The sequence below is a fragment of the Muricauda sp. SCSIO 64092 genome (genome assembly GCF_023016285.1).
GTDB lineage: Bacteria > Bacteroidota > Bacteroidia > Flavobacteriales > Flavobacteriaceae > Croceivirga.
Genome location: NZ_CP095413.1, coordinates 4,486,919 through 4,510,636 on the forward strand (window position 1 = coordinate 4,486,919; position 23,718 = coordinate 4,510,636).

22 protein-coding genes are annotated in these 23,718 nt (G+C 43.7%); 12 read left to right on the forward strand and 10 right to left on the reverse strand.

What is annotated here, in order from left to right; genetic code table 11:
* Positions 1–7: 7 nt before the first annotated feature.
* Genes L0P88_RS18555 through L0P88_RS18575 form a run of 5 tightly spaced genes read right to left on the reverse strand, consistent with a single transcriptional unit; the run spans position 8 to position 5,592 of the window.
* The gene (locus L0P88_RS18555) at positions 8–1,120 is read right to left on the reverse strand and encodes an ABC transporter ATP-binding protein (RefSeq protein WP_247131401.1); all 1,113 of its coding nucleotides are present in this window, start codon (positions 1,118–1,120) and stop codon (positions 8–10) included.
* Positions 1,121–1,142: 22 nt separating this feature from the next.
* Entirely contained in the window at positions 1,143–1,967 is an 825-nt protein-coding gene (locus tag L0P88_RS18560; RefSeq protein WP_247131402.1) for a carbohydrate ABC transporter permease, read from the reverse strand.
* A complete protein-coding gene (locus tag L0P88_RS18565) occupies positions 1,964–3,463 on the reverse strand; it encodes a glycoside hydrolase family 32 protein (protein ID WP_247131403.1) in 1,500 nt (499 codons plus the stop codon). Before L0P88_RS18565 ends, L0P88_RS18560 begins: the two co-directional genes overlap by 4 nt.
* A gap of 19 nt (positions 3,464–3,482) precedes the next feature.
* A complete protein-coding gene (locus L0P88_RS18570; RefSeq protein WP_247131404.1) occupies positions 3,483–4,364 on the reverse strand; it encodes a carbohydrate ABC transporter permease in 882 nt (293 codons plus the stop codon).
* A 1-nt stretch (position 4,365) separates the two neighbouring features.
* Positions 4,366–5,592, reverse strand: a complete 1,227-nt coding sequence (locus L0P88_RS18575; RefSeq protein ID WP_247131405.1) for an ABC transporter substrate-binding protein — start codon at positions 5,590–5,592, stop codon at positions 4,366–4,368.
* A 127-nt stretch (positions 5,593–5,719) separates the two neighbouring features.
* Between L0P88_RS18575 and L0P88_RS18580 the strand changes: the two genes are divergently transcribed.
* Positions 5,720–6,577, forward strand: coding sequence for a helix-turn-helix domain-containing protein (locus L0P88_RS18580; RefSeq protein WP_247131406.1), 858 nt, complete (start codon positions 5,720–5,722; stop codon positions 6,575–6,577).
* Here L0P88_RS18580 and L0P88_RS18585 read toward each other — a convergent pair.
* Positions 6,574–7,299 (reverse strand): SIMPL domain-containing protein, encoded by a 726-nt coding sequence (locus L0P88_RS18585; protein ID WP_247131407.1) that lies wholly within the window; start codon positions 7,297–7,299, stop codon positions 6,574–6,576. The two genes, L0P88_RS18580 and L0P88_RS18585, sit on opposite strands and share 4 nt — an antisense overlap.
* A gap of 79 nt (positions 7,300–7,378) precedes the next feature.
* Between L0P88_RS18585 and guaA the strand changes: the two genes are divergently transcribed.
* From guaA to L0P88_RS18610, 5 genes are all read left to right on the forward strand, one after another.
* On the forward strand, positions 7,379–8,911 hold the full coding sequence (guaA, locus tag L0P88_RS18590) for a glutamine-hydrolyzing GMP synthase (protein WP_247131408.1): 1,533 nt from the start codon (positions 7,379–7,381) through the stop codon (positions 8,909–8,911).
* Entirely contained in the window at positions 8,908–11,082 is a 2,175-nt protein-coding gene (locus tag L0P88_RS18595) for a LysM peptidoglycan-binding domain-containing protein (RefSeq protein WP_247131409.1), read from the forward strand. The genes guaA and L0P88_RS18595 overlap by 4 nt, the downstream gene beginning before the upstream one ends.
* The gene (locus L0P88_RS18600) at positions 11,079–11,486 is read left to right on the forward strand and encodes an OsmC family protein (RefSeq protein WP_247131410.1); all 408 of its coding nucleotides are present in this window, start codon (positions 11,079–11,081) and stop codon (positions 11,484–11,486) included. The genes L0P88_RS18595 and L0P88_RS18600 overlap by 4 nt, the downstream gene beginning before the upstream one ends.
* The gene (locus L0P88_RS18605; RefSeq protein WP_247131411.1) at positions 11,471–12,010 is read left to right on the forward strand and encodes a DUF922 domain-containing protein; all 540 of its coding nucleotides are present in this window, start codon (positions 11,471–11,473) and stop codon (positions 12,008–12,010) included. Before L0P88_RS18600 ends, L0P88_RS18605 begins: the two co-directional genes overlap by 16 nt.
* A 124-nt stretch (positions 12,011–12,134) precedes the next feature.
* The gene (locus L0P88_RS18610) at positions 12,135–13,649 is read left to right on the forward strand and encodes an NADP-dependent isocitrate dehydrogenase (RefSeq protein WP_247131412.1); all 1,515 of its coding nucleotides are present in this window, start codon (positions 12,135–12,137) and stop codon (positions 13,647–13,649) included.
* A 77-nt stretch (positions 13,650–13,726) separates the two neighbouring features.
* On the opposite strand, the gene L0P88_RS18615 is transcribed toward L0P88_RS18610, so the two are convergent.
* From L0P88_RS18615 to L0P88_RS18630, 4 genes are all read right to left on the reverse strand, one after another.
* On the reverse strand, positions 13,727–15,316 hold the full coding sequence (locus L0P88_RS18615) for a beta-N-acetylhexosaminidase (RefSeq protein WP_247131413.1): 1,590 nt from the start codon (positions 15,314–15,316) through the stop codon (positions 13,727–13,729).
* Between the two features lie 105 nt (positions 15,317–15,421).
* The gene (locus tag L0P88_RS18620) at positions 15,422–16,099 is read right to left on the reverse strand and encodes a GDSL-type esterase/lipase family protein (RefSeq protein WP_247131414.1); all 678 of its coding nucleotides are present in this window, start codon (positions 16,097–16,099) and stop codon (positions 15,422–15,424) included.
* Between the two features lie 14 nt (positions 16,100–16,113).
* Complete coding sequence (locus tag L0P88_RS18625; protein ID WP_247131415.1) at positions 16,114–16,587, reverse strand: DUF1643 domain-containing protein; 474 nt, start codon at positions 16,585–16,587, stop codon at positions 16,114–16,116.
* 1 nt (position 16,588) lies between these two features.
* Positions 16,589–17,461: an alpha/beta hydrolase gene (locus tag L0P88_RS18630; protein ID WP_247131416.1), complete on the reverse strand. Its 873-nt coding sequence runs from the start codon at positions 17,459–17,461 to the stop codon at positions 16,589–16,591.
* 206 nt (positions 17,462–17,667) lie between these two features.
* Between L0P88_RS18630 and mazG the strand changes: the two genes are divergently transcribed.
* The 6 genes from mazG (at position 17,668) to nadA (ending at position 23,714) form a co-directional block, all read left to right on the forward strand.
* Entirely contained in the window at positions 17,668–18,447 is a 780-nt protein-coding gene (gene mazG, locus L0P88_RS18635) for a nucleoside triphosphate pyrophosphohydrolase (RefSeq protein ID WP_247131417.1), read from the forward strand.
* Between the two features lie 348 nt (positions 18,448–18,795).
* Complete coding sequence (locus L0P88_RS18640) at positions 18,796–20,184, forward strand: MATE family efflux transporter (protein WP_247131418.1); 1,389 nt, start codon at positions 18,796–18,798, stop codon at positions 20,182–20,184.
* A gap of 60 nt (positions 20,185–20,244) precedes the next feature.
* Entirely contained in the window at positions 20,245–20,472 is a 228-nt protein-coding gene (locus L0P88_RS18645) for a hypothetical protein (protein WP_247131419.1), read from the forward strand.
* 6 nt (positions 20,473–20,478) lie between these two features.
* Entirely contained in the window at positions 20,479–21,045 is a 567-nt protein-coding gene (locus L0P88_RS18650) for a phosphatase PAP2 family protein (protein ID WP_247131420.1), read from the forward strand.
* The gene (locus L0P88_RS18655; protein ID WP_247131421.1) at positions 21,042–22,703 is read left to right on the forward strand and encodes an ArnT family glycosyltransferase; all 1,662 of its coding nucleotides are present in this window, start codon (positions 21,042–21,044) and stop codon (positions 22,701–22,703) included. The genes L0P88_RS18650 and L0P88_RS18655 overlap by 4 nt, the downstream gene beginning before the upstream one ends.
* Positions 22,704–22,790: 87 nt before the next feature.
* Entirely contained in the window at positions 22,791–23,714 is a 924-nt protein-coding gene (nadA, locus tag L0P88_RS18660) for a quinolinate synthase NadA (protein ID WP_247131422.1), read from the forward strand.
* Positions 23,715–23,718: the final 4 nt, after the last annotated feature.

The window sequence follows — 23,718 nt, forward strand, 5'->3', positions numbered from 1 at the left end:
CGAATGGTTACATAATTCTTTTTTCGGTATCGGCTTCAAAAAACCGGAGCCTATCAATATCCACCCCAATGGTGATTTTATCACCTACGGAATAGCCCAGTTGCGAATTGCTCCTGAAGCAGAAACTATGATCGGGATTGCCGGAAAAATGGAAATAGACAAAGGTTTCACTGCCTATGGGTTCCAGGGCTTCCACTTCAATTTCCATACTTTCGGAGAGGCGTTTGCCTTTTTCCACGGCCTTGTCATAGATATATTCCGGGCGGAAGCCGAAAATTACGTTTTTACCTTCATAAGGTTTTAAACAGGGCCTCAAATCCTTGGGAACCGCAAATTGCAAATCCTTGGACTTAAAGGTTGCTTCCTTCTGCATCACGATTTCCCCTTCAATAAAATTCATGGAAGGGCTACCGATGAACCCGGCTACAAACTTATTTTGGGGATTGTTGAACAGGTTCATGGGAGAGTCAAATTGTTGGACGATACCATCCTTTAATACGACAATACGATCGCCCATGGTCATGGCTTCGATCTGGTCGTGGGTAACATAAACAATAGTAGCATCCAACTGGCGGTGCAGCTTTTTGATTTCGGCACGCATCTGGACCCTTAATTTGGCATCCAGGTTGGATAAGGGCTCATCGAATAGGAATACCTTTGGATTCCGTACTATGGAACGCCCAATGGCCACCCTTTGGCGTTGTCCCCCGGACATATCCTTGGGACGCCTATCCAATAAATGGGTAATGTCCAATATCTTGGCGGCATGTTCCACCTTTTGCTTTATTTCCTTTTTTGGGGTCTTTCTAAGCTTTAATCCAAAGGCCATATTATCAAAGACGGTCATATGGGGATACAGCGCATAGTTTTGGAATACCATGGCAATATCACGGTCCTTTGGGGAAAGTTCGTTCATACGCCCACCGTCAATTTGCAGTTCCCCAGAAGTGATTTCCTCCAGTCCGGCGATCATTCGCAATAAAGTGGATTTTCCACAGCCAGAAGGCCCTACCAGAACAACAAATTCCTTATCCTGGATGCTTAGGTTCGCCTTTTGAATAGTGGCCCGTTCCGCACCGGGATATACTTTTTCAAGATTTTCAATTTGTATTGTTGCCATTTAGTCGATGTTAGTCATTTTTTTATCCCTTTAGTCCTGAACTTGCCACACCTTGCACAAAATAGCGTTGGAAAACTATAAAAATGACAAGGGTGGGCAATGATATCAAAATAGTGCCCGCCATGAGCAGTGGCCAATCCGTTAATAGTTCGGTCCGTAAACTTGCCATTCCCAAGGGCAGGGTGTACATATCTTCTGTATAGGTTACGATAACCGGCCAAAGGAACTCGTTCCAGGAACCCTGAAAGGTATAGATGGCCACCGCTGCCAATGCCGGTTTGGAAATGGGCAGGAATACCTGCCAGAAAATTCTAAAATAGGAACATCCATCAATCAGGGCCGCTTGTTCCAGGTCTTTTGGAATGGTCTCAAAAAATTGTTTCATTAAAAAGATATTGGTGACCCCAACCAATCCTGGAATGATAAGCCCGGCATAACTGTTGATCATGCGGAATTCATTCAAGATAATAAACTTGGGGACTAGGAGGATGATGCCAGGTATCATTAAACTACTTAACAACAATCCAAAAATCAGTTTTCTCCCCTTGAATTCCAGTCGGGCAAAAGCAAAGCCCGCCAGAGCTGAAAAAAATACGTTGGTTACCGTCTGTATCAAGGTTACAAGAACACTGTTGAACAACCATTTTTCAAAGGGAAGCTCGTTCCAAACATTTTTGTAATTGTCCAAAGTAAAAGTCTCGGGCAAAAGCTTTATGGGCCAGTCAAACACATTTTTATCCGCATTGAAGCTTATGGACAATGAAAACAAAAATGGACCAATATAGATTAAGGTCGCTATTCCAAGAATTGCAAAAAACAGGATTTTTTGAATTTTTAAGGCTTTCATGTCCAAATACTTTTAACCGTTCGTATGTCTACTTTTTCAAAATGGGCCTTACCGCCCTTTGCAAACAGTTTAATGGTGTTACCGTCCTCATCGGGAAATACCAAATTGGTAAGGGTATGCGCGCCGTTTTGGACAAAGACCTCCACAATGGATTGGTCAACAAAGATGTCAAGTTGTATGGCTTGCCATGTGGTATCTATCGGCATGGCGTCTTTTCCAAAGAATTTCCCATTGAATTTATGGGATGAAGATGTGGTCCGATCAATAAAGATTTCCCCTTTCCCAAAGTCTACACCAACAATGGTTTCACAGTTTTTTGACTTAAGTATTTTGATTCCGGCAGTGGTAATGCCCTCGTTTTTAATGGTGAGACGGGCCACAAAGCTTTTGCCTTTAAACGGCGGTTCCACAGTCCCGTTATACAGATGGAGCCCTTCCCGCAGCCAGGGTTGGCTGTACAACGCATTCAAATAAGAATGTGGGGGCCTGCTCTGTAATCGATAGCCCTTTTTGGTCTCGGTAAGGAACAAATCACGCGGAAGCGACATCGCTCCCCTCCAAATATGGGTAGGGGTATCCGAACTGTAGCAATGCGATCCCACCCACGCCATCATGGTAACGTGGTCCTTATGGTCCGTATTGGCAAAAGTTATCCCGGCATAAAAATCCTTTCCGTAATCCAGATAAAGGGGGTAGGGATGAGGATCGGGAATGAAATGGGTGCCGTTAAAGTCCCCGATAAAATATTGCATTCCCAGCTGTCCCTCCTGTGGATGGCCGGCAGAGAGGGTCAACACCCATTTTTGGATATCACTGCCCTTTACGGGAAGCTTAAAAAGGTCCGGACATTCCCATACGGCAGCGGTGTTGCCCAGAGGTCCAAAATCACTTACTTTTTTCCAGGTTTTCAGATCTGTTGACTGATAAAATACCACTTTATGCTCCAGGGAAAGACTGACCAACATATTCCATTTTTGAGTTCGGGGATCAAAGAAGAGTTTTGGGTCCCTGAATTCAGTTGAACCGATGTCAAGCACGGGATTTTCCGCAATTTCCTGATAGGAAAATCCATCGTCATGGCTTTTTGCAATGCTCTGGTGTTGGACTTTGGTCGCGAGCCCACCTTGCGGGTCAAGGGCATGCTCAAAAGAGGTAAAGGCCGCAATAAGGGTTTCCTTGTCCAAATCCAAGGCCGTGGTTCCGGAAAAGATCATATGTTCCTTTTCCGGAATGGCCACATGATGCTCTTGCCAATGTACCCGATCACTACTTGTTGCATGGCCCCAACTCATATGCCCCCATTGATTTCCATGGGGATTGTACTGAAAATAGAGATGATGGACATTTTTGTACGTTATTAGCCCATTGGGATCGTTCATCCAATTCTTTTTTGGAGAGAAATGGAATTGTGGCCTGTGCAATTCCGAATACGGTTTTACTTCCCCCATTTCTTTGTCCGCTTGTAGGGTTTTATGATGGTGGCTCAGGATTTCCATTGGATTTTTTTGGTCGATTTTAATAGGCATCTGGCGGGAAATATTTTTTCTGGATCACAGTTGTGGCAAAAATCAACAAGGCAAGTATGGCTGCCGAAGCCGCTCCGAAACCAAACCGGAAGTACTTGAACGAATTCTGATAGACAAAATAAGACATGGTGGTGGAGGCATTGTCCGGACCGCCACTACTCATGATAAAGATTTGATCAAATACCTGAAAACACCCAATTAAACTCATAATGACCACAAAATAGGTCACTGGACGTACCATGGGAACGGTAATTTTCCAAAACTGCTGCCATTGGTTGGCCCCATCTATTTTGGCCGCTTCATACAAACTTGAGGGGATGTTTTGAAGCCCTGCCAAAAAGGAAACCATAAAATAACCTGAGGTGGTCCAAATGTTCAGCATCATGATGGACGGCAACACGGTCAATGGGTTGGTCAACCAATCAATATTGGATTCGACCCCTACGGAATTCAATAGGTAGTTGAGAAGCCCTGGCTTGCTATAAATCCATACAAAAATGATGGACGTCACCACGGAAGAAGTAATGGCCGGAATGTAAAATGCGGTTCTAAAGAAGGCCCTACCCCGTATTTTCTGATTCATAATGAATGCGAGGAACAAAGACAGAAGGGTTTGTACCGGAACCACTCCCACGGTATAGATAATGGTGTTTTTAATGGCCTTAATAAAAACCGGGTCTTTAAATAGTTCAATGTAGTTGCCCAGGCCTACAAAGGGTTTGTCCGGAATCAGCAAGTTCCAATCAAAAAAGCTCACCACAAAGGCAAACCCAATGGGGAAGAATACAAATACGGTCAATAACAACAAGGGAAAGGCCAAAAAGAGATAGCCCCAGAAAAACTGTTCTTTTTTTCGACTTTTGAATTTCATACTAGTCCAGTTTATATTTTTCGAGGGTAACCGCTAGTTCCTGAAGGGTTTTGGCAATATCCTTTTTTTTGTAAAAAATACCCTGCATCGCTGCCTGGCTATCATCAAACCATCGTTCCTGCATATTCACCTTATATAATTTGGCATAATCCACACTCTTCATAAAAACACTGTAAAGGCTATCCTGATAGAATCCATTTTCCTCGGCAACACTTTTTCGGGTGGGGAGTGCGATGCCGCTTTCCGTCCAGGTTTTCATGCCCTCCTTGCCACTGAGGTAAGAAAGCATTTGCCAGGCATCCTCCTTGTGCGCACTTTGTTTGGGGATGACCATGGCCACCGAAAAGGCCAGGGTCGCCTTCCGTTTTCCCCGGGGAAGTTCCACAATACCATACTCCAGATCGGGGGCATTGTCCTTTAAATAGGGAATCAACCATGCCCCAGAGATGGCCATGGCACATTGCCTTCTGGAGAAGACATCGCCCATCCAACCGGCTCCCACATCCGCTGGATTGGTGGCTATGCCATCCCGATAGAGGGACATCATGAACTCGGTCGCTTCAATAAACGCTGGATTTCCAATCTTGATTTCCCCATCCTCCGTGATGATTTCCCCTCCGTTTTGGTAGGCAAAAGGCATTACAATGTCGATGGAGGGCTCAATCACAAAACCATATTGATTAATTTTGCCATCTCCATTGGTGTCTTTGGTGAGCTTTTCCGAAAACGTATAAAGCTCCTGCCAGGTCGTGGGTACCGTGTCCAAACCGGCCTCAGCAAACATCCGCTTATTGTAAAAGAGTACATAGGCATTAAAGTCCTTTGCTACGCCATAGTTCTTCCCTCGGTATTTGAAAGCATCCCTGAACACAGGAAAAAAGTCATCGATTTCAAAATCGGGGTCCTTTTCCAAGAAGGGATCCAGCGGCTCCAGGACATCAAAACTCATGTAGGCCGGAGAGGTATCCCCTTTCAACCAGAACAGGTCAGGGGCTTTACCGGTACCGAGCATCAATTGCAGCTTTTCCGTATAGTTCCCCGGAATCGGTTGAAATTGATACGATATGTTGGGGTATTTTTTTTCAAAATCCCGTAAGGTTTGACGGATGATTTTTTCTTCGGTCTGACTGGATTGCCAGGAAGTATATCTGGCAACGGTCTGCTTTTCGCCACAACCAAACAAAAGCACCAGTGGAATTAAGTATAAGTAGAGGATATTGACTTTCATAATTAAGTTGGCATTTTTCAAAAGTATTGGTAAAAAATCACCTTTATTTTTTCGATATTTGCAATATATGACTCAATATTTGCAGTAATACGGTTCCATCTGTTAGAATCGAGTAATTTAAAGTTATATGAAAGCGGATTTCCAAAAATTGTCCTCCAAATCCCTGGACAATTCCTTTGTGGATTTTTGGGTCCAAGCACCCGCCTTTGGGTTTCACTGGCATTACCATCCCGAAATGGAGATTTGCTACGTAAAACAGGGTAGGGGGAAGCGCATTATTGGGGAGAGTATTGAAGACTTTGAAAGCAATGATTTGGTATTGGTGGGGTCCAATGTACCCCATTCCTGGATTACGGACGAGCAGTTCAACACCTCTGAAAAGTCCGTTGAAGTCTTTGTCATTCAATTTGGAATTGAGGTATTTCAACGGTTTGAAGGAATGCCCGAGTTTTACAAGATTGAACAATTGCTTTTGCAATCGGGTAAAGGCCTTTTTTTCAGGAATCCCCATGCTACGGGTTTGGTCACGCTTTTACAACACTTATCACAAGCGGAGGGATTGGGTAAACTATTGAAATTAGTGGAGTTGCTCCGAGCGTTTACGGAACATGGCGATACCGTGACACTAAACCCTACCAGCTATAAAATGGTCCATAAGAAGCATCAGGAGGAACGCATATTAAAAGTCTGCAATTACATTCATGAACATTATCGTCAGACCATTTCCATAACGGAGTTGGCCGATATTGTAGCGATGAACAATGCATCGTTTTGTCGTTTTTTTAAAAGGATATTGGGAAAGACCGTGGTGGAATATATCAATGAGTTACGGATTTCCCATGTTTGTAACCAGATTCAGAACACCGGGGAACCCATGTATAGGATAGCCTATGATACGGGCTATTCCAGCATTGCCTATTTCAATAAACAATTCAAAAAAAGCACGGGCCTAACCCCAACGGAGTACCGTAGTTTGGTCGGTTAGTCCACGTTATACTCCAAACGCATGGTAATGGAAGCGGTTTTGTTCTTGGACGAAGTGTTGTATGCCCCTCCCCAGCTATAGTCTTCACCGGAATTCTGTCCCGTAATTTGAAATACACCCATTCGGGCGGAAATTAAATCGCCCAGGGTTCCACCGGCATTTTCCGCAATTTTTTCCGCACGGATGCGGGCATCTTCGGTGGCTTTGGAAATCATTTCAATCTTTAAATCGGCCAATTTGGTGTAGTAATATCGTGGTGGCGAAGAGTTGAACTGCACCCCTTTATTCAATAATTCCGTGATTTCCCGGGATACTTGTTCAATTTTTGCCACGTCCGTGGATTCAATCTGCACGGATTGGGAAAGCTCATAGCCCCTGAAAATGCTTCCGACATAGTTGCTATTTTCATATCGGTTGTCCCGTTGTTCCAAAGTCTGTACCGAATTAAAAATGATATTGTCATCGTCAATTCCTTTGGAGATCAAATAGTCTTTTACAATTTCCTTTTGACGATTCAATTCATCAAAGGCAGAGGTCAATACGGGACTAAAAGCGGAAAAACGTCCTTCCCAAACAATTAGATCGGAAGTGAAGTTTTCGTTGCCCAGACCGGTCACCGATATGACCTGGGGAGGATTGGCACGTTTTACATAGGCATTCCCTAAAAAATAGGCAGCCAAAACTATGGCAACCCCAAATATGATAGCAGTAAGATGTTTCATGAATTTACTTTACAATACCTACGGATAAATATACCTAAAAAGATGCTTTGGCAAATAGGGCATTTTGCTATTTTTGCCCATGCAAAACCAAGTCCTTATTCTAGATTTTGGTTCCCAGTACACCCAGTTGATCGCCAGGCGCGTGAGGGAACTCAATATTTACTCCGAAATCAAACCCTATAACAATCCCCCAAAAGATCTATCGCCTTATCAAGCGGTGATTCTTTCAGGTTCACCTTATTCGGTGCGTGCCAGTGATGCACCTAAACCGGATTTAACCGGAATCAAGGGAAAAAAACCACTTTTGGGCATTTGCTATGGAGCCCAGTATTTGGCAATTTCGGGTGGAGGAAATGTGGCACCCTCGGCAACTCGGGAATATGGGCGCGCCCATCTTTCCAATTTTAAACCTAACGAAGCTTTTTTAAACGGAATTTCCGAGAACAGTCAGGTATGGATGAGCCATAGCGATACCATAAAGGAACTCCCTGAAAATGCATGTTTATTGGCCAGCACGGAGGACGTTGAGCATGCAGCGTATCGGATTGAAAATGAGGAAACCTATGGAATTCAATTCCATCCAGAAGTATATCATACCAAAGAGGGTTCACGGATTTTGAAGAATTTTCTGGTGGACATAGCGGGACTGAAACAGGATTGGACCCCAGATGCCTTTGTGGAAACCACAGTAGCGGAACTGAAGGAAAAAATTGGTGATGAAAATGTTATCCTTGGCCTTTCCGGAGGCGTGGACAGTAGTGTTGCGGCCATGTTGTTGCACAAGGCCATAGGAAAACAACTGCACTGCATTTTTGTAAACAACGGGTTGTTGCGTAAAAACGAGTTCCATACGGTTTTGGAGCAGTATCAGGGTATGGGACTCAATGTCAAGGGTGTGGATGCTTCGGCACGCTTTTTGGAAGCCTTGAAGGGTGAATCGGAACCGGAAAGGAAAAGAAAGATAATCGGTCGGATTTTTATTGAGGTTTTTGACGATGAGTCACATCAAGTGGAAAATGCCACATGGTTGGCCCAAGGAACCATATATCCAGATAGGATAGAATCCGTCTCTGCCAGTGGGGGTCCTTCGGCGACCATAAAAAGCCACCATAACGTTGGGGGGTTGCCGGATTATATGAAGCTGAAAATTGTAGAACCGTTACATCTTTTGTTCAAGGATGAAGTGAGACGTGTAGGAAGGACCATGGGTATGCCAGAGTCCATCTTGGGTAGGCATCCCTTTCCAGGGCCTGGTTTGGGGATTCGGATCCTGGGGGATATTACCGCGGAAAAGGTATCCATACTCCAGGAGGTAGATGCCATTTTTATTGATGGATTAAAAAAATATGACCTTTATGACAAGGTCTGGCAGGCCGGAGCCATGCTTTTACCCGTAAATAGTGTAGGGGTGATGGGAGATGAGCGGACGTATGAAAAATGTGTGGCATTAAGGGCTGTTGAAAGTACCGATGGTATGACGGCGGATTGGGTAAATCTACCCTACGAATTTTTACAAAAAGTGTCCAACACAATAATCAATAGGGTAAAAGGCGTTAATAGGGTGGTATATGACATTAGTTCAAAACCACCGGCAACTATAGAATGGGAATGAAACTATATAAAACTTCCGCAATCCTTTCGATTGTTTTTTTCTTTTGGTCCTTGGGCATTTCCTTCGCCCAACAACGTTATGTAACCCATGCGGTAAAAGAGGGGGAAACCATTTACAGCATTGCCAAATACTATCGGGTAACGCCCTATTCCATACTTCAGGAAAACCCGGAAATCAAAAAAGTAGAGGAAATCAAACCCAATACCATCCTGATCATTCCCATAAATGGGGAAGTGGAAGGTGTGGAGACCATACAAAAGCCTGAGCCGGAAGTTGAGGAGCAACCCAAGCAGGTGGAACCCATTGGTTATCAAAGGCATCGTGTCAGGAGAAAGGAAACCCTTTTTAGCCTGACCCAAAAATATGGGGTTACCGAGGAACAAATTAAGCGATACAATACGGATTTGTATGCCCAGCCCCTAAAAAAGGGAATGGTCCTTCAAATTCCCAAATATCCAGAGGTTGATGAGGACGAAGAGCGGGAAATGGACTTCGAAACCTATACGGTACAACCCAAAGAAACCCGTTGGAGCATTGCCCATAAATACGGGATAACCGTGGATAGCCTACTGGCACTGAATCCCGATTTGCCTAAAAACCAAAGTTACCTGGCCATAGGTCAGGAATTGAAACTGCCCAGGCCCAAGGGCGATAGCCTAAAGGAACAGGAAGTGGTGATCTTTGAATCTTTTACCGTACCTAAATCCATGGGACTGTTCCGAGTGAGTCAAAATTATGGTATTCCCGTCGACTCGGTAATGAAGCTCAATCCAGAGATCAAAGAGATAGGTGGACTCAGGGAAGGAATGATCCTTCGGTTGCCCAAACCGAAACCTAAAACGGAGATTGTAAATACGGAAAACTATATTTTTTATGAGGTCAAACCGAAACAAAACATTTTTCGATTGACCCAAAACCTGGATATTTCGAGGGATTCCCTATTTCTGTTGAACCCTCAATTGGAGAATGGCCTAAAAGCGGGAATGGTCCTTAAATTGCCCAAGGAAAAGATGGAGCAGTTGGAGGTGAAAAATGCCTTGGTGCTGGATAGGTTTAACCTGGCGGACAGCCTTAAAATTGAAAACAAACCGAATGTAATGCTCATGCTGCCTTTCCGTTTGGACCGTATTAACTTCAATAATTCCGAGGTCACGCAAAACCAAATCAACCGTAAGGATATCTCCTACGCACTTGGACTGTATACGGGGGCCTTAATTGCCATTGACTCCATTAATAAATTAGGGGTTTCGGTCAATGTTAAGGTGTTGGATACCGAACGTAATTTGGAAAAAGTAAAACGGATACTGTCCGAACGGTCCCTGTTTGGCGTGGATGCCATTTTAGGCCCGGTGGATCCCGGGCTTTTAGGGGAGATCGCGGTCCAGGCGAATGGTTACAACGTTCCCGTAGTGGCACCTTTTGCATCAACAAGTGAATTGAGCATGTCCAATGTGTTTTTTACCAATCCCAAGGATGAGGTTATGAGAAACTGCATATTGGATTACATTGAAAAAAGGAGGGAAAACCAGACCATAATCGTGATTGCGGATGAAAAACATCAAGCTGCAAAAGACTCCATCCTATCTCGATTTCCGATGGCCCGGGCTGCAAAAATGAGTGAAGATGGTTCCTTGCACTTGGTGGATTTCCAGGTCATGCTATCGGAGCAGGAAGAAAACTGGATATTCGTGGAAACGGATCAGCCCAATTTGGCGGCCAGTGTCACCTCTATTTTAAATGCTTCCAATGCAGAGATTGTGGACGAGGAATCCGGGGAAACCAAGAAGATCATAGTGAAAATGTTCACTACCAATTACAATACCGCTTTTGAAGCAGAATCCGTATCAAGGCCCCACCTCTCCAACTTGGGATTTACGTTCCCATCCGCCTATCGTATAGTGGAGAACGATTCCTTCACCAGGGCCTACACCAAAAGGTTCAGGCACCAACCGGACCGTTATGCGGTGCGCGGATTTGATTTAATGCTGGATTTACTTTTGAAATTGGGCTATCAAAAAGATCTGTTTGAAACCGCCAAAATCGTTGGCGAAACGGAGTATAGTGGAAATCGGTTCAATTATTTCAACGATTGGTCCTCCGGTTTCTTTAATGAGGCGTCTTATTTGATGCAGTACGATGAGCTACGAATTAAACAATTGGAAACAAAATGACCTCAAAAGTTACCTACAACGGAGAACTTCGCACAACTTGCATTCACCTCCGATCAGGAAATGAATTTATTACGGATGCTCCGGTGGACAACAATGGTCTGGGGAGGGCATTTTCCCCTACCGATACCGTAGCAACAGGTTTGGCCAGTTGTATGATTACAGTGATGGGCATAAAAGCCAGGGATTTGGAAGTGGATTTGACCAATTCCGTGGCGGAGGTTACCAAACACATGGCCAGTGATCCACGTAGAATTTCCAAGATTGAGATCGCTCTGTCACTTCCTGCCCATGTATCCAAAAAAAACCGAACCATTTTGGAGCGCATTGGGAATACCTGTCCTATCCACTACAGTTTGCACCCGGATATTGAAAAGGGAATCACCTATAATTGGATACAAGAATAATTGCCATAGTATTTGGTTTTCTTATTGCGGGCCTCGGTAATGCACAGGTACCGGAAGGTTCAATTCCATGGAGTGCTTCCAAAAGACTGGAATGGAACGATTTTAAGGCCCAACTCCCACCCGACGCCAGTTCTGCAGCGACCACGGCAAGTGGTATAAGCTATACTTATTCCGCAAATATTATGCACCATGAGGTGGAATTGGATTTTGAGGTCACGGCCTATTTCTATCCCAATGAGTCTTGGTACAAACCAACTCTGGCCTCGGAAAACTTGCTGCAACATGAACGGCTGCATTTTGATATATCGGAACTATTTGCCCGAAAAATGCGATTGAAACTCAGGCAGACCACCTTCACCGAAAATGTGAAAACCGAGGTACGAAAGATTTATAGGGAGACCTTAAAAGAACTTTCCGATTTTCAGGATAAATACGATTGGGAGACCAATTTCTCACGAAACGAGGAGATGCAAAAACAATGGAACGCTAGGATCCGTGAGGCTTTGACCCAGATGCCACAATAATACCTTTCTTACGGTACAAGGATAAATTCATAAATTCTATTTATGTTATTTGTAAAATAATTAAATAAATTTTTATGAAAAGATCTCTTCATATTTGCAGTCGAAAACGTTTTAGTACCAAAATATGAATACAAAAGTATTGATCAAGAAAAATCAGGGTAAATCGGTGAACACACCTGTAAAGGTTGCCGTAGCGATGGGCGACGGCATTGGACCGGAAATTATGAAGGCGACCTTACGCATCATGGAGGCGGCCGGTGCCAACATAGAACCTGATTTTATTGAACTGGGGGAAAAAGTGTACCTCTCCGGAAATACCTCTGGAATTGATACCAACGCATGGGAGGCCATTAACAACAACAAACTTATTTTTAAGGCCCCCATTACTACCCCACAAGGTAAAGGCTACAAAAGTTTAAATGTTACCTTACGAAAATCCTTGGGACTTTTTGCCAATGTTAGGCCCGTGTCCGCTTTGCATCCTTATGTACCTACCAATTTTCCGGACATGGATGTGGTCATCATACGGGAAAATGAGGAGGACCTTTATGCTGGGATAGAACATAGGCAAACCCAGGATGTGGTGCAATGTCTTAAACTCATTACCAGACCGGGTTGTGAGCGCATTGTAAGATATGCCTTTGAATATGCCAAAGCTTTCGATAGAAAGAAAGTGACCTGTATGGTCAAGGATAATATTATGAAATTGACCGATGGATTGTTCCATCAAGTGTTCAAGGAGATCTCACAGGAATATCCAGAGATTGAAAACGAAACCCAAATTATTGATATAGGTTCTGCCCGTTTGGCGGCCAAACCGGAAAATTATGATGTTGTGGTTACGGCCAACCTTTATGGGGACATCATCTCCGATATTGCAGCGGAAATAGGCGGATCTGTTGGTATGGCCGGTTCTGCCAATATAGGACGGAATGTAGCCATGTTCGAGGCCATCCACGGTTCTGCTCCGGATATCGCAGGGCAGGGCATAGCAAATCCTTCCGGTTTGATCAATGCCGCCGTTGCCATGTTGGCCCATGTTGGACAGCCCGAAGTAGGGGACAAAATAAAAAATGCCTGGTTAACCACATTGGAACAAGGATTCCATACTGCGGATATCTATAGGGAAGGTGTGAGTGCCCAAAAGGTAAATACCCAAGGGTTTGCGGACAAGGTCATTGGGAATTTGGACCAACTTCCCGAAAAACTACCGATCAGTACCCTGGCCAATGGGAAAGGAATTGTTCACATTCCCGATTATGTACGCAAACAGCAGGAAAAGGAATTGGTGGGCGTGGACGTGTTCTTGGATTGGCAGGGCAAAGATCCCAACGAATTGGGAGATGCACTTTCAGGAATAGACGTGTATCGACTAAAGCTTAAAATGATTACCAATCGAGGGGTAAAGGTCTACCCCAAAGGACTTAAGGAAACCTATTGCACCGATCACTGGCGTTGTCGATTTGTTGGTGTTGAAGCAAAAATCGATAGGGCTGAACCAGAGTATGCACCCATTGAATTTGAACAAGTGGTCGCTTTATTGTCCAAATTAAACTATCTGGGCTATGATGTGATCAAAACGGAGAATCTCTACAAATTTGATGGAAAACGCGGATTTTCCTTGGGGCAGGGAGAATAATTGCTATAAAATAGAAGAACCCTCTTCAGCCAATGCATCGGGAATAGATGGCCTTTACGGTTTTTCCCGATGCATTTTTAGTTTTCCCAATCCACTAATTCCGTTTTGTAAAAATTCACGTTATTGCGGTTCAGGTAAGGAACCTGTCCTTTCAATCGTGTTTTATATTCTTCCCAATTCCGCTGGTCGGCAGGAGTCCATCCCAACTCCGCATAGCCAATGGCCCTTGGAAATGCCAAATATTCCAGTTCCGCACTATTACTGATGGTCTCTGACCAAAGAGGGGCCTCTATCCCCAAAATCTGCTCCTTGGGCACTCCTTCCACATAAGTTTCAGGATCCCAGTTATAGGCATCATCAACAGGAATGTACGCAGCCCAATGCAGGCCATGTTTGGAAAGGGTATCGTATTTCATGTCCAAGTAGATTTTTTTGGCGGGGGAAAGAATGATTTTATTTCCTTTTTCCACCATTTTCAGGGCACTTTCGGGTTCGTTCCAAAATTGACCAATAGTTGTCTGACTGATATTTGCCTGGGCAATTTCATTCCATCCAATGGCCTTCTTTCCATGTTTTTGTACGATTTTTTCCACCTTTTCCACAAAATGAATGTAATCCTTTTTAGGTGTCGCATGGCTTTCGTCACCACCAATATGGAAATAGGGACTGGGAGAAATCGCCGTAATTTCGCGAACCACATCGTCCAGGAAGGCATATACCGTATCCTTGTATGCATCAAATGAGCTATATCCCACTTTCATATCCGTGCGTACCCTTGGGGTCTCCGCTTTCCCTTTGGCATGAAAAATAGGATAGCTCAGATTGGCGGCATTGGTATGGCCTGGCATATCTATTTCCGGAATGACCTGTATATGGCGTTCCGCGGCGTACGCTACCAGTTCCTTGAATTCCTCCTGGGTATAGAACCCGCCTGGGCCACCACCTACTTCACTTTGCGCACCAATCTCTGTTAGCTTGGGCCAGGACTTGATTTCAATTCGCCACCCTTGGTCGTCCGTCAAGTGCATATGGAAAGCGTTGTATTTATAATAAGCCAAGAGGTCAATATACTTCTTAACTTCTTCAACCGTGAAAAAATGCCGTGCCACATCCAACATGGCACCCCTATAGTCAAAGTTAGGGGCATCATCTATCTTTCCCGAAGGGATGAGCCACATAGGCTGTTCCGCCAAAGTATCGTTGCTTTGTTCCGGTATCAACTGCCGTAGGGTCTGGATACCCCTAAAGGCACCTGCCGCGGTGCGGGCATTTAGCAACACACTATCATTTTTGATATCCAATTGATAGGCTTCCGGGGCATCTGATTCCAAAGCCTCGGTTTGATTGATATATATGATGCGCTCTACCGCTTCCAAAGGACTTTCATTCACGGGGATGTCAAGGCTTAATTGCGCTTGGATTTTATTCGATAAAAACTGCCCAACCTTTTCAAATCCATTGGTAGCCTGTGCGGTGTAAATGGCGGTTTTGCTGTCCAATCCAAAGGCTGAATTGGTAGCGACCACCTTTAAGGGTTTGGGGATAAGTGCAGCTTGGGACAAATCTGTTTCTGGATATGCTATTTTCTTGGGCGCGTCGGAACAGCCGATAAAGAGAACAATGGAAAAAGAAGCGATAAGGCTTGAAAGGAAACTACGGGTATTCATTAGTATAACTTTTTGGGAAAGGGGTGTCTATAGCTACAAAGTTAATTTGAAAATAGGTAGGGGAACGATACCATATTTTCAAATTCCGATAGTATCGCAAAGCATTCAGTCCACAAATTCTTTAAGGGCGTTATACCATATTTCATATCCCTTTCCATTCATGTGCAATCCATCTTCCACAAAAATGTCGGTCTTTACCTTTCTTCCATTGAGCATGGGACTCCATACATCCACAAAGGCCACTTGTTGGGTATTCATGGCGAATTTGGCCAACTTTCTGTTCAATCGTCTATACCTCCCACGTAGCTTCCAACGTGAAATACTAGGTTTTGCCGATATTAGGACTACTTCCCGTTCCCCATCACTCTTTAGTATGTGTTCCACGATGTTTTGGGTGGTCTGCAAAATTTTTCGCGGACTTTTTTTAGAAAAAATATCATTGTCACCCTCGTAAACAAAGACTTTTTTAGGTTCGTAGCGCAATACCAAATCGTTGAGATGATAAAGCAAATCCGATGCCTGGGACCCTCCAAAACCGGCATTTAACACTTGATTTTCTGGAAATCGTTCCTGTAGGTCCTTCCAAAACCGGATACTGGAACTACCCGTAAAAACGATGGTTTCCCTGGACGAATCCCATAGGGAATCATTCCGTTTTACAATTTCCACCACCTCTTTCCCAAAGGGAACGGAATCTTGCGCAAAAAAGAAGGAAGTGATCAAAAGAAAGCCTGTACACAGGCAATATTTCATTGAAGCTTCAAGTACTATTTTACAAAGCATTGTATTTCTGTGTTTTAAACATTACAAAGTGTGCTGGAATAGGGGAGGTACAGCGGGTGTTTTGGTGAACCGTCCTTATTATTTCCAAAACACTTTGCACTTGGAAAGCGTTTTTTAAAATAAATGTCCCGTCCCATTTTCTTTACCAATTTGTGTTTTCCCCATGCAAAAACCACCTCGGAACAATGCGGTTCCACCTTTTTGAACCAATTTAGGTTCTCCTTCCAATCACCACTTGGGTCCAGTTCTTTTGGATCGGTTGCAATACGGGTAAAACAATTCAACAAAAAGTAGCCTCCAAACCCCAATCTTTGGGCATGGGCAATAATTCTTTTGGTAGTGGCATCGTTACATTTTCCTCCGGCAGTGGAGGGGTTTAGACCAATAAAGAGTACATGGGGCTTTATGCAGTCCCATCTTCTCCAAAGTACATAACGTTCCCTATTACAAGGACTAAAAACTGCTCCGGATGCACTTGAAAACTCCAAATTATTGGACTGGTTTTGGAATTAGTTCCTCGCTAATGGCCCAGTCATAAAATCGTTCTATCCAGGTGTCCGAGGGTAACCCCTGCGGGTACATCCCGAATCCATGACCTCCTTTGGAATACATCATCAAGGAGACATTTTTATTGGCATCCAACATGGAAGAATACAATGCTACGGAACCTTTGGCGAGACCTAGGGGATCATTGGAGGCACAAACGATGAACATGGGCGGTGCATTGGTTTTTGGCTTTTGGATAGCTTGGGCATCCGTCCAGGCATATACAGGAACCAAAAAGTCCGGTCTGTTTTCTTCGGTATAGTCATATCCCACACCCATGGTGACCGCACCTCCGGCAGAAAAACCCAAAAAGCCTATTTTATTTGGATTTATCCCATAGGTCGAAGCATTTTCCCTAATATGGGCAATAGCGTTCAATCCATCGGTTACGGCAAAAGGGAGGACTTCCCCAGCTTTTTGTAAAACGGTGGCTGGAGGAGTGGACATTATCTCCGCAGTGCCATCGTCCCCTGTAGGGACCAATCGATATTTAAGAACAAAGGTCGTAACCCCCTTTTTGGCCAACCATTCGGCCACTGCCGTACCCTCGTTTTCAATACTCAGGGCATACAAACCACCTCCCGGGGCTACCACTACGGCAGTCCCTGAATTGTTTTCCGGTTTTGGTCGGAATACTTGCATGCTTGGTTGGGAGACATTGGTTACTACCTGGGTCTTCCAAATTTCAGAGAAAAACGTTTTCTCCGGTCCCACCCACTCCAAATTTCCATCATCCGTTTTGGGTAACGCAATGATTTCCTGGGCATAAAAAGTTAAACTGTATATGAGGCACAGTACGGTAAAACCAATTTTCATAATGGTGCTCGTTTGGTTTAAAGATAAGGATTAAGCCGTAGTCAGGTGGTTCCTTACCCGTAATTCGGATGTGCTAAGCCAATCAGGTCAATCAATACTTAAAAGCATGGCTATCGGTCTAGGTTAATAACTTCGGATTTCTTTTCCCAGGGTATTGAATACAATACTATCGATACTTAGTAGCTTTGGGACCTTAATGCTCAGCAATGAAAACACGGGAGGAACAACTAAAGGCTTTTGACCGATTATTGACCATAATGGAGGAACTCAGGGAACAGTGCCCATGGGACAGAAAGCAAACCTTACAATCACTGCGACACTTGACCATTGAAGAAACCTATGAACTTGGCGATGCCATTTTGGACAATGATCTGGAGGAGGTAAAGAAGGAATTGGGGGATTTACTGCTGCACATCGTTTTCTATGCCAAAATAGGTTCGGAAACGCAGGATTTTGATATTGCGGATGTCGCCAATGGAATTTGTGATAAGTTGATCAATCGGCATCCACATATATATGGCGATGTTTCCGTGAGTGATGAAACGGAAGTAAAACGCAATTGGGAGGATATCAAACTCAAAGAAGGTAAAAAAAGTGTACTCCAAGGCGTACCGAACAGTTTGCCCGCTTTGGTAAAAGCGAACCGCATTCAGGAAAAGGTAGCTGGAGTAGGTTTTGATTGGGAACAACCGGAACAGGTTTTTGAAAAGTTACAGGAGGAATTGGGGGAGCTTCAGGAAGAACTAAAAGTTGCAGATAAGGACAAGATTGAACATGAGTTTGGGGATGTGTTGTTTTCCATGGTCAATTACGCCCGATTTCTGGGGGTAAATCCTGAAAATGCCCTGGAACGTACCAATAAAAAATTCATACATCGCTTTCAGTATTTGGAAGAAAAAGCAAAAGGACTGGGCAAGACCTTAAAGGACATGACCTTAACCGAAATGGATGTCTTTTGGGAAGAAGCGAAAAAGGTGGAGAGTTGAGGGTTAAAAGTTAAGAGTTAAGAGTTAAGAGTTAAGAGTTATGAGTTAAAAGTTATGAGTTATGAGTTAAAAGTTTCCTACTTTCCATTAACCATTAACCATTAACCATTAACCATTAACCATTAACCATCAACCATCAACCATCAACCATCAACCATCAACCATCAACCATCAACCATCAACCATCAACCATCAACCATCAACCATCAACCATCAACCATCAACCATCAACCATCAACCATCAACCATCAACCATCAACCATCAACCATCAACCATCAACCATCAACCATTAACCATTAACCATTAACCATTAACCATCAACCATCAACCATTAACCATCAGAAAACTTGCCTTTACGTCGATACATCAAAGAGTTTCCGTACAATCTAAAACTTGCTACACCCGTTGTACTCGGTATGTTGGGACATACCTTGGTTGCCTTTGCGGATAATATTATGGTGGGACAGTTGGGAACTGCGGAGTTGGCGGCTGTTTCCCTGGGAAATAGTCTGGTATTAATGTTCATGTACGTAGGGATTGGATTTTCTACCGCAATTACTCCTCTGGTGGCGGAGGCGGATGGTGCAAATGACCCTATGGAGGCCAAAAAGGCATTGAAACATGGTTTGCTTCTTTGTAGCGTATTGGGCGTGGCATTGTTCTTTTTGATTTTACTTTGCAAGCCCTTCCTTTATTTGGCAAAGCAACCGCAGGAAGTAGTGGAACTTGCCATTCCATATCTCAATTTGGTGGCCATCTCCATAATCCCGATGTTGATTTTTCAGGCATTTCGACAATTTTCAGAGGGGATGTCCCAGACCAGATTCCCCATGTACGCGACCATTGTGGCCAATGTGTTGAACATCGTTATCAATTACCTGTTGATTTTTGGTTCTTTTGGCTTTCCTAAAATGGGGATATTGGGTGCTGCCATTGGAACACTGGTCTCACGTTGCGTAATGTTGGTTTACCTTTATTTTTTGTTGTACCATAAAGAAAGGTTCAGGAGCTTCATCACCAATTTCAATTTTAAGCGTATGGAAAAAAAGATGATGAAGAAGTTGGTAAACCTTGGTTTTCCATCGTCCATGCAGGTATTTTTTGAAGTGGCCATTTTTACCGCCGCGGTTTGGTTAAGTGGGGTCTTGGGTAAGAACACGCAAGCGGCCAATCAGATTGCTTTAAACCTTAGCAGTATGACCTATATGGTGGGAGTGGGACTGAGTGTTGCGGCCATGGTGCGCGTTGGAAACCAAAAAGGGCTTAATAATTTTAAAGAACTCCGTCGGATAGGGAAATCGGTATTCTTTTTAACCTTGGTCATTGAACTCGTTTTTGCATTATTTTTCTTATTGGGTAAGGATTGGTTGCCCACTTTGTACTTGGACGTAAAAGATGTGGCCAACCGCGCAGATAATATGGAAGTGCTCTCACTGGCTCCACAGTTGTTGTTGGTTGCCGCTTTTTTCCAAATTTCCGATGGTATCCAAGTTGTTGTTCTTGGGGCGTTACGGGGAATACAGGATGTTAAGATCCCTACCTTGATTACCTTTATTGCCTACTGGTTGATCGGTTTTCCCATATCCTACTATTTGGGATTGCACACTGAACTTAAAAGTATAGGTATCTGGATTGGATTATTGTCCGGTCTTACAGCTTCTGGAGTTATGTTGTATCTTCGATTTAATTTACTGACCAAAAAATTGATTCTTAGGCAAGCAGGGATAAAAACATAGCATTGGTTTTTAAATTTGTTGCTTGCACTGAAGGAGTTCAATACTTGAATTTTAAAAACTATGGAACTACCCAAGTTTCTTTTGGGCGATAACACGGATTACCCCAATGCCATTTTTATAGTACATACCGAATATCCGCGCTTTATTATTAATTTGGAAAATGATGAGGTGGAATGGTTGGAAGAATTTTCCAAGGAAGATGAGGAGGAATTGACGTCCGAAGCGGAAGGTCTGATCGAAGCTGCTACCGCCTTTTATGACCGTGAAGTTTCCCGATACGAAAACTAGATTGTTTTGGAAGAAATTATCCAATTGGACAAAAATCTTTTCCTGTTCTTAAACGGCTTGGGAAGCCCGACCTGGGACGGGTTCTGGATGTTCATTACCAATAAATGGGGCTCCATTCCACTCTATGTGCTATTACTGATACTGTCCTTTTATTTTTTTGGTTGGAGGAAAACCTTACTTATTTTGGTCGTTGTGACACTATTGATCACTACCACCGACCAACTGGCCAATTTCTTTAAGTATGGAATAGGCCGTTTGCGACCTTGCCATGATGAACAGGTTTTTGAGTTGATGCGGTTGGTAAAACGTTCCTGTGGCGGAAAATACGGTTATTTCTCGGCGCATGCCGCCAATTCCATGGCAGTAGCTTCCTTTTTTTCCTTTATGCTCGGTTCAAAGTTAAGGTGGATGCCCTCGGTCCTTATTGTTTGGGGGTTGTTGGTGGGGTACAGTCGTATTTACATTGGGGTCCACTTTCCGGGAGATGTCCTTACGGGTATTCTAATAGGTGTGTTTTTTGGCTGGATCTATGCCAAGTTGTATATCTTTGCGCAGCATAAAATTGGGGCATGATAACCAACACTCGCTATTGGTTTTTGGTAGCTTTAATGGTACTGGTGTATATCGCTGGATTGTTCGTTACACTCTTTGAAAACGATTCCGCCCAGTTTGCCGTAATGGCCATGCGAATGGTTCAGGAAAATGACTTTCTTAACCTTTTCAAAGGTCCGCAAGAGTATCTGGACAAACCCCATATGCATTATTGGCTGGCGGCACTTTCCTTCAAAATTTTTGGCATTCATGATTGGGCTTACCGTATTCCCGGAGTCCTGGCAACTTTTTTAGGTGCCTATAGTTGTTTTGGCCTAGGTAAATTGTTGTACAATAATGACGTGGGTAAGTTTGCAGCCCTTATCTTTTTAACCTGTCAGACCATAGTGCTTGGTGCAATTGATGTGCGAACGGATGCCGTACTCACCGGCTTTACCATTTTTGCCATTTGGCAATTGGTCAGTTATATTGAGAATACATCATTGCTCGCTATAGTTTTGGGTGCTTTGGGGGCAGGGATGGCCTTTTCCACAAAAGGACAGATTGCCCTTTTGGTCATTGGAATATGCATGCTATGTCATTTGGGTTATACCAGAAAGTGGAAACTAATATTGAACTGGAGGGTTTTGATTGCCCTTTTGGTTTTTGCCATGACCATAACCCCAATGCTGTATGCCTATTACCATCAATTTGATCTACATCCTGAAAAGGTAATTCGGGGAAGGGGCAATCGAAGTGGTATCTTCTTCATATTCTGGGAACAGAGCTTTGAACGGATGAGCGGCGAAGGGGTTGGAAAGAACAGTAGTGACTTCTTCTTCTTTTTCCATACTTTTTTATGGGTATTCCTGCCATGGACCGTACTGGCCATAGTGGGCTACTGGTGGCGGGCCAAAGCTTTTTTTAAAATGAGGTTTGCCTATAATCCAAAGTTCGAATTTCTGACCATAGGCGGTATTACCTTGATTTTTTTCATTATCAGTTTTGCGCAGTTCAAACTGCCGCATTACATGAATGTCATGATGCCCTTGTACGCCATATTAACGGCCTCTTATGTCCATAGTTTGCACCGCTATACCAAGAAAAAGGCGATAAAAGGGTTGTTGGGGATTCAATATTCCATTTTGGCAATCGTGTTTATTTTTTCGCTGTTGGTTTGTTTCCATGTCTTCAAATTTGAGCGGGCGGGCGGGTATATTATGTTAATTGCCACCTTATTGGTCATTGTATATTTCTGCTTAAAGCAGGAAGCGTACTATGTTAGGTTGATTACCCTATCAGTCTATGCTTCACTTTTGCTCAACGGCATAATGAACCTTCATTTTTACCCTTCCCTATTGGAATATCAGGGAGGTTCCACAATGGCCAAAAAGATAGCGGAAAATGGTATTTCGGTGGACAATATCTATAAATTAAGTGATCGACATACTTGGGCCCTCGATTTTTACAATCAACAACCGGTTAAGACCATACCATTGGCCGAGTTGGTCAATAAACGGGACATTTGGGTCTATGCCACCTCCAATGAATTGGAAAAATTACGGCAGGCTGGAGTGGATTGGGAGGAAGAACTCTCTGTATACCAGTTTAGAATTACCCGCTTACAGCTTAAGTTTTTGGAACCCACCAACCGATTGAAAAAACTGGACAACATGCACTTGGTGCACATACTTCAGTAAGAAAGTCAAGTTGGCAAAAGCACAATGATCAATATCATTTTTTTTTGAAAATTAAGCGCGTATTTTGCCCCCTTTTGAAAAATAATAATGGAGTTATCCGAAAAAATAAACGCGTTAAAGGAGCGCAAGAATGCGGTAATATTGGCCCACTATTATCAACGGCCCGAAATTCAACAGGCGGCCGATTATGTGGGCGATAGCCTGGAGCTTTCCGTTAAGGCGGCGGCAACCGATGCCGACATCATTGTATTTTGTGGGGTACATTTTATGGCGGAAACGGCCAAAATTGTCAACCCCGACAAAAAGGTCCTGTTGCCAGAGCCCAATGCCGGTTGTTCCTTGGCAGATTCTTGTTCCGGTCAGGATTTTATGGATTTTATTGCGGCCCATCCAGATCATGTGGTGGTAACGTATATCAATGCTTCGGCGGCGGTAAAGGCAGTATCGGATTATGTGTGCACCTCCTCCAATGCCGTTAAGGTGGTGAATTCCATACCCAAGGACCGCCCCATTATTTTTGCTCCGGACAAGAATCTGGGACGTTATGTAATGGCCAAAACCAATCGTAAACTATTACTTTGGGACGGTAGTTGCATAGTTCACGAAGCTTTTTCGGCAGATAGGATAATAGCACTTCATAAGAAATACCCCAAGGCAGAATTCATTGCCCATCCCGAAGCCGAACCCCATATTCTGAAAATAGCCACTTTTATTGGATCTACTTCACAATTGTTGGCCTATGTTAAAAAGAACCCTAAAGGCACTTTTATTGTGGGCACCGAGGCCGGTATTTTGAACAAAATGGCCGAAGCCGCTCCAGAAGCCACTTTACTACCTGCTCCCACTATGGCCAGTAACGATTGCTCTTGTAGTGAGTGCGCTTTTATGAAAATGAACACGCTCGAAAAACTGTACCAATGCCTAAAGGATGAAATGCCTGAAATCCATGTGGATCCCGCCTTGGCCAGGAAAGCATTGGAACCGGTTTCCCGAATGATGCAACTCTCTTGATATT

Excerpts from the sequence above, each read along its gene's own strand:
- guaA (WP_247131408.1), top strand. The coding sequence starts at position 7,379 with ATGCAAAACCAAGTCCTTATTCTAGATTTTGGTTCCCAGTACACCCAG.
- L0P88_RS18565 (WP_247131403.1), bottom strand. The coding sequence starts at position 3,463 with ATGGAAATCCTGAGCCACCATCATAAAACCCTACAAGCGGACAAAGAA.
- L0P88_RS18595 (WP_247131409.1), top strand. The coding sequence starts at position 8,908 with ATGAAACTATATAAAACTTCCGCAATCCTTTCGATTGTTTTTTTCTTT.
- L0P88_RS18560 (WP_247131402.1), bottom strand. The coding sequence starts at position 1,967 with ATGAAAGCCTTAAAAATTCAAAAAATCCTGTTTTTTGCAATTCTTGGA.
- L0P88_RS18575 (WP_247131405.1), bottom strand. The coding sequence starts at position 5,592 with ATGAAAGTCAATATCCTCTACTTATACTTAATTCCACTGGTGCTTTTG.
- L0P88_RS18630 (WP_247131416.1), bottom strand. The coding sequence starts at position 17,461 with ATGAAAATTGGTTTTACCGTACTGTGCCTCATATACAGTTTAACTTTT.
- L0P88_RS18620 (WP_247131414.1), bottom strand. The coding sequence starts at position 16,099 with ATGCTTTGTAAAATAGTACTTGAAGCTTCAATGAAATATTGCCTGTGT.
- L0P88_RS18570 (WP_247131404.1), bottom strand. The coding sequence starts at position 4,364 with ATGAAATTCAAAAGTCGAAAAAAAGAACAGTTTTTCTGGGGCTATCTC.
- mazG (WP_247131417.1), top strand. The coding sequence starts at position 17,668 with ATGAAAACACGGGAGGAACAACTAAAGGCTTTTGACCGATTATTGACC.
- L0P88_RS18555 (WP_247131401.1), bottom strand. The coding sequence starts at position 1,120 with ATGGCAACAATACAAATTGAAAATCTTGAAAAAGTATATCCCGGTGCG.
- L0P88_RS18655 (WP_247131421.1), top strand. The coding sequence starts at position 21,042 with ATGATAACCAACACTCGCTATTGGTTTTTGGTAGCTTTAATGGTACTG.
- L0P88_RS18645 (WP_247131419.1), top strand. The coding sequence starts at position 20,245 with ATGGAACTACCCAAGTTTCTTTTGGGCGATAACACGGATTACCCCAAT.
- L0P88_RS18585 (WP_247131407.1), bottom strand. The coding sequence starts at position 7,299 with ATGAAACATCTTACTGCTATCATATTTGGGGTTGCCATAGTTTTGGCT.
- L0P88_RS18600 (WP_247131410.1), top strand. The coding sequence starts at position 11,079 with ATGACCTCAAAAGTTACCTACAACGGAGAACTTCGCACAACTTGCATT.
- L0P88_RS18615 (WP_247131413.1), bottom strand. The coding sequence starts at position 15,316 with ATGAATACCCGTAGTTTCCTTTCAAGCCTTATCGCTTCTTTTTCCATT.
- nadA (WP_247131422.1), top strand. The coding sequence starts at position 22,791 with ATGGAGTTATCCGAAAAAATAAACGCGTTAAAGGAGCGCAAGAATGCG.
- L0P88_RS18610 (WP_247131412.1), top strand. The coding sequence starts at position 12,135 with ATGAATACAAAAGTATTGATCAAGAAAAATCAGGGTAAATCGGTGAAC.
- L0P88_RS18580 (WP_247131406.1), top strand. The coding sequence starts at position 5,720 with ATGAAAGCGGATTTCCAAAAATTGTCCTCCAAATCCCTGGACAATTCC.